Annotated in this window: 12 protein-coding genes; 4 read left to right on the plus strand and 8 right to left on the minus strand. The window is 47.3% G+C overall.

What is annotated here, in order from left to right; all coding sequences use genetic code 11:
- Window positions 1-28 precede the first annotated feature (28 nt).
- From QFZ81_RS17685 to QFZ81_RS17705, 5 genes are all read right to left on the minus strand, one after another.
- The gene (locus QFZ81_RS17685) at window positions 29-1,699 is read right to left on the minus strand and encodes a long-chain-fatty-acid--CoA ligase (protein WP_307442226.1); all 1,671 of its coding nucleotides are present in this window, start codon (window positions 1,697-1,699) and stop codon (window positions 29-31) included.
- A 36-nt stretch (window positions 1,700-1,735) separates the two neighbouring features.
- The gene (locus QFZ81_RS17690) at window positions 1,736-3,508 is read right to left on the minus strand and encodes an acyl-CoA dehydrogenase family protein (protein WP_307442225.1); all 1,773 of its coding nucleotides are present in this window, start codon (window positions 3,506-3,508) and stop codon (window positions 1,736-1,738) included.
- A gap of 105 nt (window positions 3,509-3,613) precedes the next feature.
- The gene (locus QFZ81_RS17695; protein WP_307603756.1) at window positions 3,614-4,798 is read right to left on the minus strand and encodes an acetyl-CoA C-acyltransferase; all 1,185 of its coding nucleotides are present in this window, start codon (window positions 4,796-4,798) and stop codon (window positions 3,614-3,616) included.
- Between the two features lie 74 nt (window positions 4,799-4,872).
- The gene (locus QFZ81_RS17700) at window positions 4,873-7,266 is read right to left on the minus strand and encodes a 3-hydroxyacyl-CoA dehydrogenase/enoyl-CoA hydratase family protein (protein WP_307603758.1); all 2,394 of its coding nucleotides are present in this window, start codon (window positions 7,264-7,266) and stop codon (window positions 4,873-4,875) included.
- Window positions 7,267-7,354: 88 nt separating this feature from the next.
- The gene (locus QFZ81_RS17705) at window positions 7,355-9,388 is read right to left on the minus strand and encodes a (Fe-S)-binding protein (RefSeq protein ID WP_307603760.1); all 2,034 of its coding nucleotides are present in this window, start codon (window positions 9,386-9,388) and stop codon (window positions 7,355-7,357) included.
- 841 nt (window positions 9,389-10,229) lie between these two features.
- On the opposite strand from QFZ81_RS17705, the gene QFZ81_RS17710 reads away from it, so the two are divergent.
- From QFZ81_RS17710 to QFZ81_RS17725, 4 genes are all read left to right on the plus strand, one after another.
- Complete coding sequence (locus QFZ81_RS17710; RefSeq protein WP_057302424.1) at window positions 10,230-10,817, plus strand: fatty acid metabolism transcriptional regulator FadR; 588 nt, start codon at window positions 10,230-10,232, stop codon at window positions 10,815-10,817.
- Between the two features lie 38 nt (window positions 10,818-10,855).
- Window positions 10,856-11,620 carry an electron transfer flavoprotein subunit beta/FixA family protein gene (locus QFZ81_RS17715; RefSeq protein WP_307442218.1) on the plus strand — a complete coding sequence of 255 codons (765 nt, stop codon included), beginning with the start codon at window positions 10,856-10,858 and terminating at the stop codon, window positions 11,618-11,620.
- A 20-nt stretch (window positions 11,621-11,640) separates the two neighbouring features.
- Window positions 11,641-12,624: an electron transfer flavoprotein subunit alpha/FixB family protein gene (locus QFZ81_RS17720; protein ID WP_307603762.1), complete on the plus strand. Its 984-nt coding sequence runs from the start codon at window positions 11,641-11,643 to the stop codon at window positions 12,622-12,624.
- A gap of 251 nt (window positions 12,625-12,875) precedes the next feature.
- Window positions 12,876-13,298 (plus strand): ester cyclase, encoded by a 423-nt coding sequence (locus QFZ81_RS17725; RefSeq protein ID WP_307442214.1) that lies wholly within the window; start codon window positions 12,876-12,878, stop codon window positions 13,296-13,298.
- Between the two features lie 98 nt (window positions 13,299-13,396).
- Here QFZ81_RS17725 and QFZ81_RS17730 read toward each other — a convergent pair whose 3' ends face one another.
- The 3 genes from QFZ81_RS17730 to QFZ81_RS17740 form a co-directional block, all read right to left on the minus strand.
- Window positions 13,397-14,347 (minus strand): alpha/beta fold hydrolase, encoded by a 951-nt coding sequence (locus QFZ81_RS17730; RefSeq protein ID WP_307603764.1) that lies wholly within the window; start codon window positions 14,345-14,347, stop codon window positions 13,397-13,399.
- A gap of 141 nt (window positions 14,348-14,488) precedes the next feature.
- Entirely contained in the window at window positions 14,489-14,698 is a 210-nt protein-coding gene (locus QFZ81_RS17735; protein ID WP_057302418.1) for a YezD family protein, read from the minus strand.
- Between the two features lie 19 nt (window positions 14,699-14,717).
- A complete protein-coding gene (locus tag QFZ81_RS17740) occupies window positions 14,718-15,548 on the minus strand; it encodes an alpha/beta hydrolase family protein (RefSeq protein ID WP_307442211.1) in 831 nt (276 codons plus the stop codon).
- Window positions 15,549-15,720: the final 172 nt, after the last annotated feature.

The following is a 15,720-nucleotide window of genomic DNA, read 5'->3' on the forward strand; positions in this document are numbered from 1 at the left end:
CCCTTAATTTTTAAACAGGAAAAGGCTCTTAAACCTTCTTCTCTTCCTCTAGTAATTGCCTGCGCAGCACCTTTCCAATCATCGTCTTCGGCAGAGACTGGCGGAATTCGACTTTCCGAGGGACTTTGTAGGCAGCCAAGCGCTCACGGCACCACAATTCTAGCTCCTTTTCTGTTAACGTCATTCCCGGTCTCAGCACTACAAATGCTTTCACCGTTTCTCCCCGATATTCATCCGGTACGCCTGCAACAGCGGCCTCCAGAATTGCCGGGTGCTCGAAGAGAACCTCCTCAATGTCACGCGGATAAATATTGTAACCTCCGGCTATAATTAAATCCTTCTTGCGATCAACAATTGAGAAGAAACCATCCTCGTCTATACGCCCCATGTCGCCCGTATATAACCAACCATCTCTAATGGTCTTGGCCGTTTCGTGCTCGCGCTGCCAATACCCTTTCATCACTTGAGGCCCTTTAATGATAATTTCGCCAATTTCCCCAATCGGCAGCTCTTGACCTGAATCCGAATCAACAACTTTCGTATCTGTATCTGGAAAAGGGATACCAATTGAGCCTATTTTCCGAAAACCCCAAATGGGATTCGCATGCGTAACAGGGGATGCTTCCGTCAACCCATAGCCTTCGATTAATCTACCGCCTGTCAATGCCTCGAAGCGCTCTTGCACCTCTAACGGGAGAGGCGCTGAACCGCTTACACAAACATTTATAGAAGAAATATCTACTTCCTTCACGCGTTTATGATTAATTAAGGCAATGTACATGGTGGGCGCACCTGGGAAAATCGTTGGCTTCAGCGCATGAATCGTGTCTAAAATCAAGTTGATATCAAACTTTGGAATGAGGATCAGCATCCCCGCCCGATACATAGATTGATTCAACAAGACTGTCAAGCCAAAGACATGGAAGCAAGGGATAGCCCCCAAGAATCTTTCTTCACCTAACCGAATACGATAGCACCAATGACTTGTTTGGTACGTATTAGCAATCAAATTGGTGTGCGTCAGCATGACACCTTTGGATATTCCTGTCGTTCCTCCGGTGTATTGAAGAAGAGCAATATCCTCGTCAGCTTTCACATCTACACAAATCGGGACGCGCGAAGCTGCTCGGAGCAGCTTTTTATAAGAATAAACACCTTCCCCGTAAGTGACAGCAAGGTTTGCACCATCTTTTTTCATTTTAATCGGATATAAGACATTTTTGGGAAAGGGCAAATAGTCCTTAATTGAAGTCACAATAACATGTCGAATCGGTGTTTTCGCTTTCGCCTTTTGCACTCGATCAAACAGCAAATCCAACGTCACAATAACGGTTGCTCCGGAATCTGAGAGCTGGTGGACCAGCTCTCGCTCCACGTAGAGCGGATTCGTCATGACGACGATCCCGCCCATCATCAGGGTTCCGAAGTAGGCAATGATGGCCGAAGGACAATTCGGCAGCATAATCGACACCCGATCCCCCGGGCTGACACCCAGCTCTTTTAAAGCATTGGCAAAACGATAGGACGTTTCCAATACCTCCCGATAACGCAGCGTTTTCCCCAAGAAATACAAGGCAGGTCGGTCCGGAAACTTATGTGCGGAATCTACCAACAAACGTGCAAGATTATGCTTCGGGTACTCGTAAGTCGGCGCCACTTCAGACGGATAATGGCGCAGCCAAGGCTTTGCCTCATTCATACAAAACCATCCCCTTCAGGTTCTTGACATCGATGACTATACGATGAATTTCTCACCCTGAATAACACGTGCGGCGATGTCGCGCTTCAAACCAACCGTATTCACACTGCTGCGTCTGGACAGCTTTTTCAAAATAGACAATTGAGTCCGAAGAACATCTCCTTCTTCCATCGTACTGAGCGCTTCCTTCGCATATGCCTCAATTTTGTCAAATGCTTCATGAACAAAAACCGTCGTGATTTGGATCGCATTCTTCGCCTTTTCTTCCCCTGCTTTTTCAATCAGCTTTTGTGTACGAAGAAGACCGCTTTCAGCAGCGAAAATTTGGATCATGATGTCGGCTAAATTACTTAAAACCTCCTGATTTTTTTCTAGCGCCATACCATACTTCTGTACCGCAAGCCCACCAACCATAAGAAATACCTTCTTTGCCATCGAAACCAGATGCACCTCTTCGGCTAGCGTTCCTTCGAACGTTTGGCCTGGAACGATAGAGAGCAGTTCCGCTTGCAGCGCTTGAGCTTTTTGCAGCAAAGGCAGTTCGCCTTTCATCGCTTTCTTCACTAAAGTACCTGGAATGAGCAGGCGATTGATTTCATTCGTTCCTTCAAAAATTCGGTTAATCCGTGAATCCCGGTAAATACGCTCCACTTTGTACTCCTGGATAAAGCCGTAACCGCCATGAATTTGCAAACCCTCATCCGCTACAAAATCCAACACTTCAGACGCGAACACCTTATTAATGGAGCATTCCAGCGCGTACTCGGAAATCCCTTTCGATGAATGTTTACCGGCATCAGGGCTCGTATGGTCAATATCTTTGAGAATGGTATCGAACAATCCAGTCGTTCTATACACCATGCTCTCCAGCATATACGTTTGAATATTCATTTCCGCCAGCTTTTTACCAATCAATGGAAAACGTGAGATAGGCGTATTAAACTGTTGGCGGGTATTCGCATATTTCGAAGCTAACTCAATCGTCTCCTTGGAAGCACCCAGACAACCGGTAGCCAATTTGTAACGGCCAATATTTAGAATGTTAAAAGCAATCAAGTGCCCTTTACCGATTTCACCCAATAAATTCTCGACCGGCACACGGACATCTTCAAAATAAAGCGGACGCGTCGACGAGCCTTTGATCCCCATCTTCTTCTCTTCCGGTCCCATCGTAAAGCCAGGATCACCTTTCTCCACGATAAAGGCTGTGAAATCAGTTCCATTGATTTTCGCATAAACGATGAAAATATCAGCAAATCCGGCATTTGTGATATACAATTTGGAGCCGTTTAAGAGGTAGTATTTTCCATCGTCAGACAAACGAGCTGTCGTTTTTGCCCCCAAAGCATCCGAGCCGGATGTTGGTTCCGTTAAACAGTAGGCCGCGATTTTCGCGCCTGTCGCAAGGTCGGGTAAATACTTCTTCTTCTGTTCAGTTGTTCCAAAAAATACAATCGGCAGCGTGCCAATCCCGACATGCGCCCCAATGGACAAAGCAAAGGATGAAGCACGGGCGAGATTTTCACTAATCACAGTGGAACTTACTTTATCCAACCCTAGTCCGCCATAAATCTCAGGTACATCAGAGCCAAGTAATCCGAGATCACCCGCGCTGCGCATCAGTTTTACCGTTAAATCATAATCGAGTTTTTCCAAATGCTCATCATTCGGCATGACTTCCCCCGTTACGAAATCACGCGTTGTTTCCGCAATCATGCGATGTTCTTCGGTAAAATCCTCCGGTGTCACAATATCATGAAAATCCGTATCTGAAATAACAAAACTACCGCCTACGACTTTCTCCGCCATGGTTCATCTCTCCTCTAAATTAATTGTACAAGGGTAAATATTAGGATTCATGAGGGCCTAGATAGACTCTCATGAATCCGTTCTTTTTCCATTTATCTGCTTCAATTAAACGGGGTGCACTTCAAATACTCCGGCGGCTCCCATCCCGCCGCCGATACACATGGACACTACACCATAGCCGCCGCCACGACGCTGCAGCTCATGAATTAAGCTCGTTGTCAGCTTCGCGCCAGTACACCCGAGCGGATGCCCGAGGGCGATGGCGCCACCGTTCACATTCACCAAATCTTCATTCAAACCTAGCTCGCGAATAATATGGACACATTGCGAAGCGAACGCTTCGTTGATTTCAAACAGTTTCACTTGGTCTTGCGTGATACCTGCCATCTGCAAAGCCTTCGGAATCGCCTTCACAGGCCCGACGCCCATAATTTCCGGCTCCACGCCGGAAAGCGCGAAAGCCTTGAATGTCGCCAGCGGCTTCAGCCCGAGCGCTTCCGCGCGCTCGCGGCTCATCAGCACGGCCGCCGCTGCGCCGTCCGACGTCTGTGACGCGTTGCCCGCCGTCACAGATCCACCCAAGCTGAACGCAGGCTTCAGCTTGGCAAGCCTTTCCACGGATGTATCTGGGCGAACGCCCTCATCCATGGCAAACACGAACTTCCGCTCGAACGCTTTACCGCGTTCGTCAACGCCCTTCACGCTCGTCTCTACTTTCACGATCTCGTCTACGAACTTGCCGGCTGCAATCGCGGCAGCCGCTTTCTGATGGCTCCGCGTTGCGAAGCCATCCTGCGCTTCGCGCGAGATGCCGAAGCGCTGCGCGACTTCTTCGGCCGTGTGGCCCATGCCCATGTACACCTCGGGCATGCTCTCAACCAGCCCCGGATGCGGCGAGAGCTTGAAGCCCGTCATCGGGACGTGGCTCATGCTCTCAACGCCTCCGGCGACAATCACCTCCGCGTGGCCAAGCATAATGCGCTCCGCCGCATAAGCGATGGCTTGCAGCCCGGAGGAGCAAAAGCGATTGACCGTGATCGCCGGCACGGTCACAGGGAAGCCCGCATACAACGACATCGTGCGGGCGAAGTTCAGCCCTTGCTCGCCTTCGGGCATCGCGCACCCGATGATGATGTCCTCGACATCACCTTTGTCGAGTCCAGGAGCACGCCGCACCGCTTCTTCTAATACGGCTTTACCCAGGTCCTCCGCTCTGGTTTGAGCGAAGCTGCCTTTCTTCGCGCGACCGACTGCCGTGCGCGTTATCGATACAATGACTGCTTCTTTCATCGATTTCACCTCATTATGAGTAATAGGCATACACCATTCGGGGCTTTCTAATTAGAATCGCAAGGTCTTCTCCCTTAGTTCCGCAATGCTTTCCCTTTGGAAAGCATGTATTGCATGCGCTGCTGTGTTTTCAGCTCTCCACAAAGACTAAGGAAAGCTTCACGCTCTAAATCAAGCATATACTGCTCTGTGACTAACGTTCCTGCTGGCACATTACCTCCTGCAAGCACGTGCGCAAGCTTATTCGCAATCAATTGATCGTGCTCGCTGATATATCCGCCTTGACGCATCGTATAGGCAGCAATTTGCATCACCGCTTTGCCATTCTCGCCAACGACGCGGATTTTCTCTTGCACAGGAGGAGTATATCCCGCTGCTTCCATGCGAAGAACCGCTTGCTTCGCTTCATAAATACGATGATCCGGATGCACAACGACCGTATCCCCAGCACGCATATAGCCAAGTCGTTTCGTATCATGCCCGCTCGTCGACACCTTTGCCATGGCCACCGTTTCAAAAATCGCATTGATCCACGGCTGAAGATCGACTTCCGGGTCACGAACCTGTTGACTTGCCAGAAGTGCTAACTCTTTACATCCGCCACCGGCTGGAATTAAGCCAACTCCCACCTCAACGAGTCCATAATACGTTTCTGCCGAGAAAATAATTTGATCTGCCGGCATACAAGCCTCAACTCCGCCACCAAGCGTCATCTTATGCGGCGCAGCAACAACTGGCTTTTCCAGCCTTTTGAGCTTCAGCATGGAGTTTTGGAATAAACGAATGATGCCGTCTACTTCATCCCACTCGCCATCCTGCGCTTCCATTAACAACAGCATCACATTGGCGCCGACACAGAAGTTTTTGCCTTCGTTAGCGACAACCATTCCGCGATAGTTGCTGCGTACTTCGTCCACGCTTTGCTGAATCATCGTGAGAATATCGGCTCCAATGGCATTGTTTGGCGAGTGAAACTCTAAGCAAGCAACCCCGTCTCCAATGTCTATCAAGCTCGCGCCGCTATTGGAACGGATGACTTTATTTTGCTGTTTTAAAGATGCAAGTGAAATGAGTTCTGGCCTTGTTTCAACGCCGCGAAACTCATTTTTCAGATAGTAAAAACTTTGGCCTTCCCTGTTCTCATAAAAGCTGTCATGACCCGATGCAATCCAATCTTTTACCCATTCAGGTACCTTACTCCCTTCCGCTTCCATTCGTTCCACAGAACGTTTCAGTCCAATGGCATCCCACGTTTCGAAAGGACCGAGATCCCAGTTAAAGCCCCATTTGAGCGCATTATCAATCTCGACGATTGAATCTGCAATCTCATCTAATTTTTCAGCGGAATAGAGGAGCACTGGCTTCAAAATGTTCCACGCTAAATCTGAATAGCGATCTTTGGCTCCGAGCAAAGCCTTTAACTTCCCTACCGTACCTCTGGCCTGCTTCGAAGCTTCCAAAGAGCCTGAACTGATTTTGCGGCTTGCCGAATATTCCATGGTGTTTAAATCTAGGGATTGAATTTCTTTGCCAGCTTCGGACTTCACTTTTTTATAGAACCCTTGGCCCTGCTTCTCTCCGATCCAGCCTTTTTCTACCATCGTTCTTAAGATGGCCGGTGTATTGAAAACTTCCTTCTCCGCAGGGTCAGTCACAAGATCAAACACGTTATTAGCCACATGGACGAATGTATCCAGACCCACCAAGTCCAACGTACGGAACGTCGCGCTCTTAGGGCGGCCCATTGCCGGGCCGGTTACAGCATCCACTTCTTCGACGGTATATCCATTTGCAAGCATTTCACGCAAAGTAACCAATAGCCCATAAGTACCAATGCGATTGCCGATAAAATTCGGCGTATCTTTCGCTTGAACAACACCTTTTCCAAGCTTTTTCTCACAAAAATCGGTCATAAAAGCAACAATTGCAGGATCTGTCTGTTCATTTGGAATCACTTCCAATAATTTCATATAGCGAGGCGGATTAAAAAAATGAGTGCCTAGGAAATGCTTTTTAAACTCAGGGCTAGCGCTTTGGACCATGGCATTGATTGAAATGCCCGATGTATTCGAGGAAACAATCGTTCCCGACTTCCAAACGGTTTCAATACGGCTGATGAGCTGCTTCTTCGCTTGCAAATTTTCCACAATAACTTCAATAATCCAATCCACGCTTCCAAGCTTCGCTAAGTCATCCTCCAGATTGCCGGGTGTAATACGTTCAGCGAAAGCTTCACTATATAGGGGAGCTGGGTTCGTCTTCTTGAGCTTATCCATCGCATTAAGAGCAAATCGATTCCGCACCTTCGGATGATCTAACGTAAGGCCGGCAGCTTCTTCTTGCGGCTGCAGCTGGGAAGGCACCATATCGAGCAGTAACACGGGAATACCTACATTTGCCAAATGGGCAGCGATACCGGAGCCCATCACACCGGAGCCGATAACGGCCGCTGTACGAATCTTTGTCATATGGAAATTTCCTCCTACATGATTTTTTCAGTTTTCGCATCAACCTTGACAAAAACGCTCGCCCTTAGGGCGACGGAAGTCGTTTATCCTAAGGCGTTCCAAACACAGACAAGGCAAGAATTTCAGCGATATCTCGCGCTTTAACCTGTTCCCAGGCCTCCTTAAGCTTCGTTCCATCCTCCACCATCGTTAAGCAATAAGGACAGGCAGAACTGATAACGGTGGGCTTCACACTTAAAAGCTGTTCCGTGCGCGCTACATTAACGCGTGTACCTGCGGTTTCTTCCATCCACATCATGCCGCCTCCGGCACCGCAGCACATACTGTTCTCGCGAGAACGGTCTTGCTCAACCAACTCAACCCCTGGAATTGCTCGCAGTACATTGCGCGGCTCCTCATACACTTCGTTGTAGCGGCCTAGATAGCAAGAATCGTGGTACGTAATACGCTCTCTAACTTCATGTTGCGGCTTAAGACGCCCCACTTTCACCCACAGATCCAACAGCTCGGTGTGATGGAAAACGTCTGCCTTAAGGCCAAATTCGGGATATTCATTTTTGAATGTATGATACGTATGCGGGCACGTCGTTACGATTTTCTGAACCTTATACTTTTGAAAAGTCGCAATATTGTCCGCACACAGCTGTTGGAATAGAAATTCATTGCCCATCCGGCGAGGTGTGTCCCCGGAATTCTTCTCCTCATTGCCCAAAATGGCAAAGGAGACACCAGCTTCCTTCATCAATTTCACAAAAGAATGCGTGATCTTGCGGCTGCGATTATCGTAAGCACCCATGGAACCCAAGAAAAACAAGTACTCAAATTCCGGATTTTCCTTCACCGTACGCACGCCGAGTTCATCATCCGGATCTACTTCTTTGACCCATTTCACGCGATCATTCCGGCTAATACCCCAAGGGTTTCCTTGTCTCTCGATGTTTTGTAAAGCCCGCCTGCCATCATGAGGCATACTGCCTTGTGTCAGGACAAGATGTCGGCGCAGATCGATGATCTTATCCACATGCTCATTTCCTACAGGACATTGATCCTCACAATTACGGCAGGTTGTACAAGCCCATAGCTCTTCTTCCGTTATAACGCCGCCAATGAGCTCAACTTCAAGCGGGTTATGGGTACTTGGACTAGCGAAAGCAAAAGCTGGCACCCATGGTGATTTGGAGGTGATGGCTGCGCCTTTTTCCGTCAAATGATCACGAAGCTTCGTAATCAAATGCATCGGCGATAGCATCTTTCCAGTTGTATTCGCGGGACAAACATTCGTGCAGCGCCCGCATTCTACACAGGAGTAGAAATCAAGCATCTGCTTCTGCGTGAAATCCTCGATTTTACCTACACCGAACGACTCAGCCTCTTCATCCTCCAAATCCAGAGAAGCCAATTTACCGACAGGCTCTGTACGACGCAGCAAGATATTGATAGGTGCTGTAATAATGTGAAAATGCTTCGACTGCGGCACATAGATCAGAAATGAGAGTAGGATCAGCAAATGCATCCACCAGCTTATATAGAAACCAACCGTAGCCGCTGTATGCGACATACTGCTAAATGATGCTGCGAACAGAGATGAAATAGGTGCAAATGCGGATGTTTCCATCCCTTCCTTTACCCGTTCAAACCCACCGCTGACGACGACAGATAGCATCAAGAAAAAAATGAAGAATATAACGACACTAGGCTTCCAACCGCGTTTCAGCCTTTTTAGCTTTTCTACATAACGTCGATAAGTCGCATATCCCATGGCCAGAAGAATCAGCGCTACCGTCACTTCCTGCATCAATGTAAAATAATCGTAACCTGGTATTGGTAACCCATGGCCAATTAATCCCTTCAGAATGAGATCGAGCGCCCCAAGCTGCAAAATAATGAATCCATAAAAGATGACAATGTGCATAATGCCACTTTTCTTATCCTTCAACAGCTTGGTCTGGCCAAATACCTGAATCGCAAACTCCTTCAACCTTGCTTTCGCTTCCTTTTTCAAATTCACAGACTTGCCAAGCCTAATGTACAAATATCGGTGATATACAACACGTACAAACAAATACACTGCAAACCCCGTAACCGCCAGAAATAATAGAAACTGAATGAGTGAACCGGTCATTGAGGACCCTCCCTAGAGTTTTGCTTTAGCAAAACTTTCTTCATAAGCATGTTCTGCGTTTTCGTAAGATTTCGTATGAATGGGCTTAGCAAGTTCCCTTAGTAAGTCCCCTTTCTTATCCATTCAAAATCGACGAAAACTCGATTGTTTTGAGCGATTACCAGATAATAAGAATCGAGCGAATCACACCTTGTTGCTCGAAATTCAAGTAAATAAGAGCCTTTAGAGACTGCTATTTCCACATTTTCTATGACTTCTACAGATATAGGAGTCTTTGGGGACTCTTATTCCACATGAATCACTCCATCTTGCTTGAATCCAGATAAATAAGAGCCTTTAGAGACTGCTATTTCCTCATTTTCATCGCCTTCTAAGGATATAGGAGTCTCTAGGGACTCTTATTCCACTTGAATCACACCATTTTGATCAAAAACCTTATAAATAAGAGCCTCTAGAGACAGCTATTTCCTCATTTTCATTGCCTTCTACAGATATAGGAGTCTTTATGGACTCTTATTTATTCCAAGCTAGCCAAGATCCTGCTCGAATCCAACAATAATGAGCCATAACATCGCCCCACTTTCTACTGAACTCGGATCCCCACATGCCAAATAAAGTAACCGCTTACATTCAAATATCGTAAAAAAGCAAGTTCCATTTGACCCTATTTCCAGAGTTGAAAACTGCTTCATTGTGAAGTGTAAGCCGGCAAACCTTCCTACTTGCTTTAATAAGCTGAATAAGTCGTTGACAAGGCGTACTGCGTATTTTATGATGAAATTACGAAAATGAATGAGTATTCATTCACTGATATTTGTATTCTAACACCGAGGTGATCTCCTTGACAAGTGGCAAAAAACCAGACAAGTATTACGCAATACTCGAAGGCGCTCTGAAAGTATTTGCTGAGCACGGCTTTCACAAATCCCAAGTATCCCGAATCGCCAAGGAAGCTGGCGTGGCCGATGGCACCATCTATCTTTATTTCAAGAAGAAGGAGGATATTTTGACCAGCCTGTTTCAGGAGAAATTAGGCGAGCTTGTAGAGAAGCTCAATAATGGGCTGAATGACCAAATGACAGCTAGAGAAGCGCTGCACAAAGTATGTGAGATTCATTTCAGTGTACTGGAAGGGAATATTCATCTTGCTTACCTCACCCAAATCGAGCTCAGACAGAGTGATCTCGAGCTTCGCAAAGAGATTGGCCTTGCACTAAAGAGATATATTATCCTCATTGAAAATATATTAGAAAAAGGAAAGAAAGACGGCAGTTTCCGTCCAGATTTTGAAGTGAAGCTTGTGAGGCTTCTCATTTTTGGCGGCATGGATGAAGTCGTTACTTCTTGGCTCATATCCGGGCAGAAGTATTCCTTAACCGCTCAAGTTGGGCCTACCATTGATTTTTTCATGAAAGGCATCGAGTCTTAAGGTCTGTATAACATGTATATTCAGGAAGGAGCTTGACTATGGATATTTTTGTATTGTTGAAGCAAACGTTTGATACGGAGGAAAAAATCGTCCTGCATAACGGGGCCGTTCAAGAGGAAGGCGTGAAATTCGTCATCAATCCTTACGATGAATATGCGGTTGAACAAGCGATTCAAATTCGAGATGAGCTGGGTGGCAAGGTCACCCTCCTCTCCGTTGGTCCCGAACGTACCGCTGAAGCTCTACGTACTGCTCTGGCGATGGGGGCTGATGAAGCCGTTCTTATCTCCGATGAGCGCATTAAGGGAGATGAGTTCGAAGTGGCTGAAATTTTGGCCAACTATTTGCGTGGACAGTCCGTCGATCTACTATTAGGCGGTAATTTCTCCGTCGACAATGGGGCTGGGCAAGTCGCTATCCGACTTTCTTCCCTCCTAGGCTTACCTCATGTTGCCTCTATTACGAAGCTGGAAATTACCGGAGGAAAAGCGGTTGCTCACCGCGATGCAGAAGGCGATATCGAAGTGATCGAGGTGCCTCTCCCTGCTCTGTTCACAGCACAGCAAGGCTTGAACGAGCCACGCTATCCTTCACTTCCTGGGATTATGAAGGCAAAGAAAAAACCGTTCCAGCACTTATCGCTTGATGATATTGAGGGCGCTGATTTTGCAGTCGCTAAAACAGAACGCACGGAGTTGACCTTGCCACCTGAGCGTAAGGCAGGCCGCATTCTAAAGGGCGACCTTCCACAGCAAGTTACTGAACTCGTGCAAGCATTACGCAGCGAATCCAAAGTGATCTAAATAAAGGGGAGGCTACATTTATGAGCAAAACATTTCTCGTTGTTGCAGAAGCACGCGGTGGCAAGCTGCGGCAAGTATCTTTTGAAGCATTACGCGCAGCGCAGCTTTCCGCAGCTGATGGCGATGCTATCGCCGCAGTATTGATTGGCGGCGCAGGAAGCAAAGCGCTTGCTGGTGAGCTTGCGGCTTATGGCGCAGACACCATCTATGTCGTCGAAGACAACCAGCTGGAGAGCTACAGCTCGGAAGCCTATTTGAGCGCTTTGCTGGCTGTCACGGATACCGCCCAGCCAGGCGCGCTCTACTTCGGCCACACGGCAGTTGGCCGAGATCTCGCACCGCTGGCCGCGGCGAAGCTCGCAGCAGGCCAGCTCTCTGACGTTACGGCTATCTCGCGCAGCGGAGATAGCGTGCAGTTCACTCGACCGCTTTACGCAGGCAAAGCCGTCGAAAAGAAAGCGTTTACCGACCCGGATGGCACATGGGTCGTTACGATAAGACCGAACAACATCGCAGCCTCCGAGCCTGACGCATCGCGTCAAGCTGAGGTCATCGATGTTGCTTACCCCGCTCCCTCCCTGCGCAGCATCATTAGGGAGGTCGTCAAGAAAACGTCCGGCACCATCGACTTGGCAGAAGCCAAGATCGTTGTCTCCGGCGGACGGGGCGTGCGCAGCGCCGATGGCTTCCAGCCGCTCGAAGAGCTGGCTGCCGTCTTGGGCGGCGCTGTCGGGGCTTCCCGCGGAGCCTGCGACGCGGGCTACTGCGAGTACGCGATGCAAATCGGCCAGACCGGCAAGGTCGTGACGCCGGAGATCTACATCGCGTGCGGCATTAGCGGCGCCATCCAGCATCTTGCCGGGATGAGCTCTTCGCGCGTCATCATCGCGATTAACAAGGATGCTGAGGCGCCGATCTTTAAAGTCGCCGACTATGGCATCGTCGGCGATCTGTTCGAAGTCGTGCCGCTGCTGACCGAGGAATTCCGCCGTTTACTCCAGTAACAGCAACGAAAACAGCCTGATTACAGATCATTAAAAGATCTGCAACCAGGCTGTTTTTTCTATCCTAGAATTTCCGCATCACCATTTCCAGAGGTCCTCGCTCTTAAATTTATGTTTCCAGATACCGAATAATTGTAGAATACCAAGCACCATAGCGACATAAAAAAAGCAAAAATCTCTCTGAAATGGACCAGCGAGGTTTCGTTTTCATGTACAATATGGGTAGAATCAATTTTGTGAAGAGGTGCCCTATGACTACATTACCATCAGAAATTGTACGCCAATTTTTCGAAAAAGTTCGCTCCGGTCTTGCGCCGGATACAGCTACTCTCTACATGGCCGAGCAGGTGCTTGCTCATCAAATGACCGCAGAAAACGAAACCACCGTTTGCCGAACACCAGCCAATTATGCTGACCACGTTAGGGAAATGATCGCAGCCTACGGTGATTTCCACCTGGAAGTACAAGAACTAATTGCACAGGAAGATCGTGTTTACGTACGCTGGAAACAGACTGGCACTCACATTGGAGAAGTCGACGGCTTTCCGCCAACTGGTCAAACCATTATTGAGATCGCCAGCGCCGTGTATCGCATCGAAAACGAACGTATCGTAGAATACTGGATTCAAATCGATCGTGAAGGCATTCGCCTGCAGCTTCAGCGAAACGCATAAGTCACTCCTCTTATTCACTTAAAAAGCAAAAGCTGCCCCTCACTTATAGATTTCTCTACAGTAGGAGCAGCCTTCTATCTTTTAGTCACTTCGTTATTTTAACCCCTAGACGCAACCTGCTCATTCAGCCATGCTGCAATGTCATCCATGACTTCATCCCGATTCACTTCATTCAACATTTCATGTCTGCCGCGGGGATAAAGCTTGCTGCTAACGTTTTTAAGCCCAAGTTCCTCGTACATGCTGAGCAAGCTGCGTATCCCTTTACCTCCACCAACTGGATCATCTTCACCTGCGAATACGTATAAAGGCAAATCTTTACGGATTTGGTTCACATGATTAGCTTGATGAATCTCCTTAAGTGCTCTAAAGAAATCTCTGAAATAACCCGATGTAAACGTAACGCCGCAATAAGGATCGTCTACATACTTATCAACTTCACTTGCATCATTACTCAACCAGTCGAATGGCGTTCGGTTCGGTGCAAATCTTTTATTAAATGCTCCAAATGAAAGAGACGTAACAAGCTTACTCCGGTGATGATCTCCACGAATAGCTGCTTCTGCTGCAGCAATAGCGATTGCTGCTTGTAGAGCTGCACCCTGTTTGCCATTGGAGCCTGACAAAATAATTCCTTGAACGTAGTCCGGATGCTTTGTTAGGTACGATACCATGTAGTGCTGCGTTAAGAATGAGCCCATACTATGGCCCATCATAAATAATGGAATATGACTTGGATACCTTTTACGGATCTCACTAGTGATCTCCCCCATATTTTTAACCATGCCATGAAAGCAGTCTTTGCCAAATTTACCTACGGCTTCAGGTGATCCTGCTGTTCGTCCATGCCCCAAATGATCGTTTGCATAGACAGCATAACCTTGGCTCGTTAATAAAGCAGCTAGCCTCTCATACCTAACGGCCGTCTCGGACATGCCATGTGCGATTTGCACAACCGCTTTTATTTCACTGGTCTCATCAGGCAGCCATTCATATACATAGTTATTAATCTGCTGAGAGTCTTTCCATATAAAATGCTGCTTCTGCATAAGGTCCCTCCATTAACTTTCCATTTCACTCCAAAATGTTACGCCTGTTCTTCCTCATTATACGGCTTCCGCTACATGAAAACAGCCCCCTTTCCGAAGAAAGAGGGCTTGTAGACCACTTTTATACTTAACCGCTTTATGCTAACCTTTACTCGTTTGTTTGACTGATTTTACTGCTTGCAGTTGGGATTGCGGTTGAGATGACGCGTCGAATCGTTTTCTCTCTGTTTTATCGATTTGAGCAATTTTACCATCGTGTACGACGATTTGAACGGAACCGTATTCCAACCCGTTTAACATTTGTTTAATTCTATCCACCCAAACATCGTCTAACTCTAGTGGTTTCGCCATTCTATTGCCTCCGCTTCCATTAAATTGTCCAATCGTTCCAATCTTTTTTCTGCTTTTGAATAAAGGTTAACCAGTTCCCTGTTTTCTCAAAAAGTTCTTTCGCAGAACCTGTTGTTGAATAAGTATGATCTGCTTGATAAACAAGCTCGAGTTCGCATTGCCCCTCTGATCGCATCCAGAACATCTTCTGGTATAATGGCGCATAATCGACTGGTATTGTATCGTCCGCAGTACCGTGAATAACGAGGACATCGCCGTTAAATTTACGCAGTTGTTCAAACGGTTGATGCTGGGATAAAGAATCAAAAAATTGACTTGTCAATACATAGCCATGATGATCGATCGCTCCACCTATAGGAAGTTTCTCGTATTCAGATTTGCTTACAATTCTTACAATATCATTGTGTGGATGAGCGACAGCTGACCATAGCACGAGTGTTTTCACACGATTATCTCTCGCAGCCGTTAAAACTGCAGCCGCACCGCCTAAGCTATGACCCACCAAGATCACACGACTAAGATCTACACAATCAATAGTTGAGGCATAATCAATGACACTTCGCGTTTGTTCAATCAGAACATCCAGCCCGCCGGCTCCATAGTCGCCAGTGCTCTCACCGCAACCACCGTAATCGAAACGGAGAACCAGGTATCCTTGCGAGCTAAACTCACGAGCTGCTTTCACAAATAGCCGATCCACCCCTATCCGGCTGCCAATAAAGCCATGACAGATGATAATAAGCGGCCAACGTTGACAATCAACTTGCGCGGCTCCTGATTGATTTGTCGGGTAATGCAACGTTGCGGCCAATTCGACGTCGTCGCTTTGAATTGTGATAGCATGCTCCATGATGTTAACTCCCTTTCGCATTTGCATATAATTCCGATAAGTTTAGTGTGGATTAGGTATAAACCAATATTAGCATCACCTAATAGAGGTGTCAATCCTATTTTTTACATATTTCCGGCAATTATCATTTGCCCTAATTAGATTTTTTGACTTCATTATGTGGATAGAAAAG

Origin of the sequence: Paenibacillus sp. V4I9, assembly GCF_030817295.1 — a bacterium.
In the GTDB taxonomy this organism is placed as follows: Bacteria; Bacillota; Bacilli; order Paenibacillales; family NBRC-103111; genus Paenibacillus_E.

Coding starts and splice junctions, on each gene's coding strand:
- QFZ81_RS17700 (WP_307603758.1), bottom strand. CDS start 7,266: ATGACAAAGATTCGTACAGCGGCCGTTATCGGCTCCGGTGTGATGGGC.
- QFZ81_RS17715 (WP_307442218.1), top strand. CDS start 10,856: ATGGATATTTTTGTATTGTTGAAGCAAACGTTTGATACGGAGGAAAAA.
- QFZ81_RS17690 (WP_307442225.1), bottom strand. CDS start 3,508: ATGGCGGAGAAAGTCGTAGGCGGTAGTTTTGTTATTTCAGATACGGAT.
- QFZ81_RS17730 (WP_307603764.1), bottom strand. CDS start 14,347: ATGCAGAAGCAGCATTTTATATGGAAAGACTCTCAGCAGATTAATAAC.
- QFZ81_RS17735 (WP_057302418.1), bottom strand. CDS start 14,698: ATGGCGAAACCACTAGAGTTAGACGATGTTTGGGTGGATAGAATTAAA.
- QFZ81_RS17705 (WP_307603760.1), bottom strand. CDS start 9,388: ATGACCGGTTCACTCATTCAGTTTCTATTATTTCTGGCGGTTACGGGG.
- QFZ81_RS17740 (WP_307442211.1), bottom strand. CDS start 15,548: ATGGAGCATGCTATCACAATTCAAAGCGACGACGTCGAATTGGCCGCA.
- QFZ81_RS17725 (WP_307442214.1), top strand. CDS start 12,876: ATGACTACATTACCATCAGAAATTGTACGCCAATTTTTCGAAAAAGTT.
- QFZ81_RS17685 (WP_307442226.1), bottom strand. CDS start 1,699: ATGAATGAGGCAAAGCCTTGGCTGCGCCATTATCCGTCTGAAGTGGCG.
- QFZ81_RS17720 (WP_307603762.1), top strand. CDS start 11,641: ATGAGCAAAACATTTCTCGTTGTTGCAGAAGCACGCGGTGGCAAGCTG.
- QFZ81_RS17695 (WP_307603756.1), bottom strand. CDS start 4,798: ATGAAAGAAGCAGTCATTGTATCGATAACGCGCACGGCAGTCGGTCGC.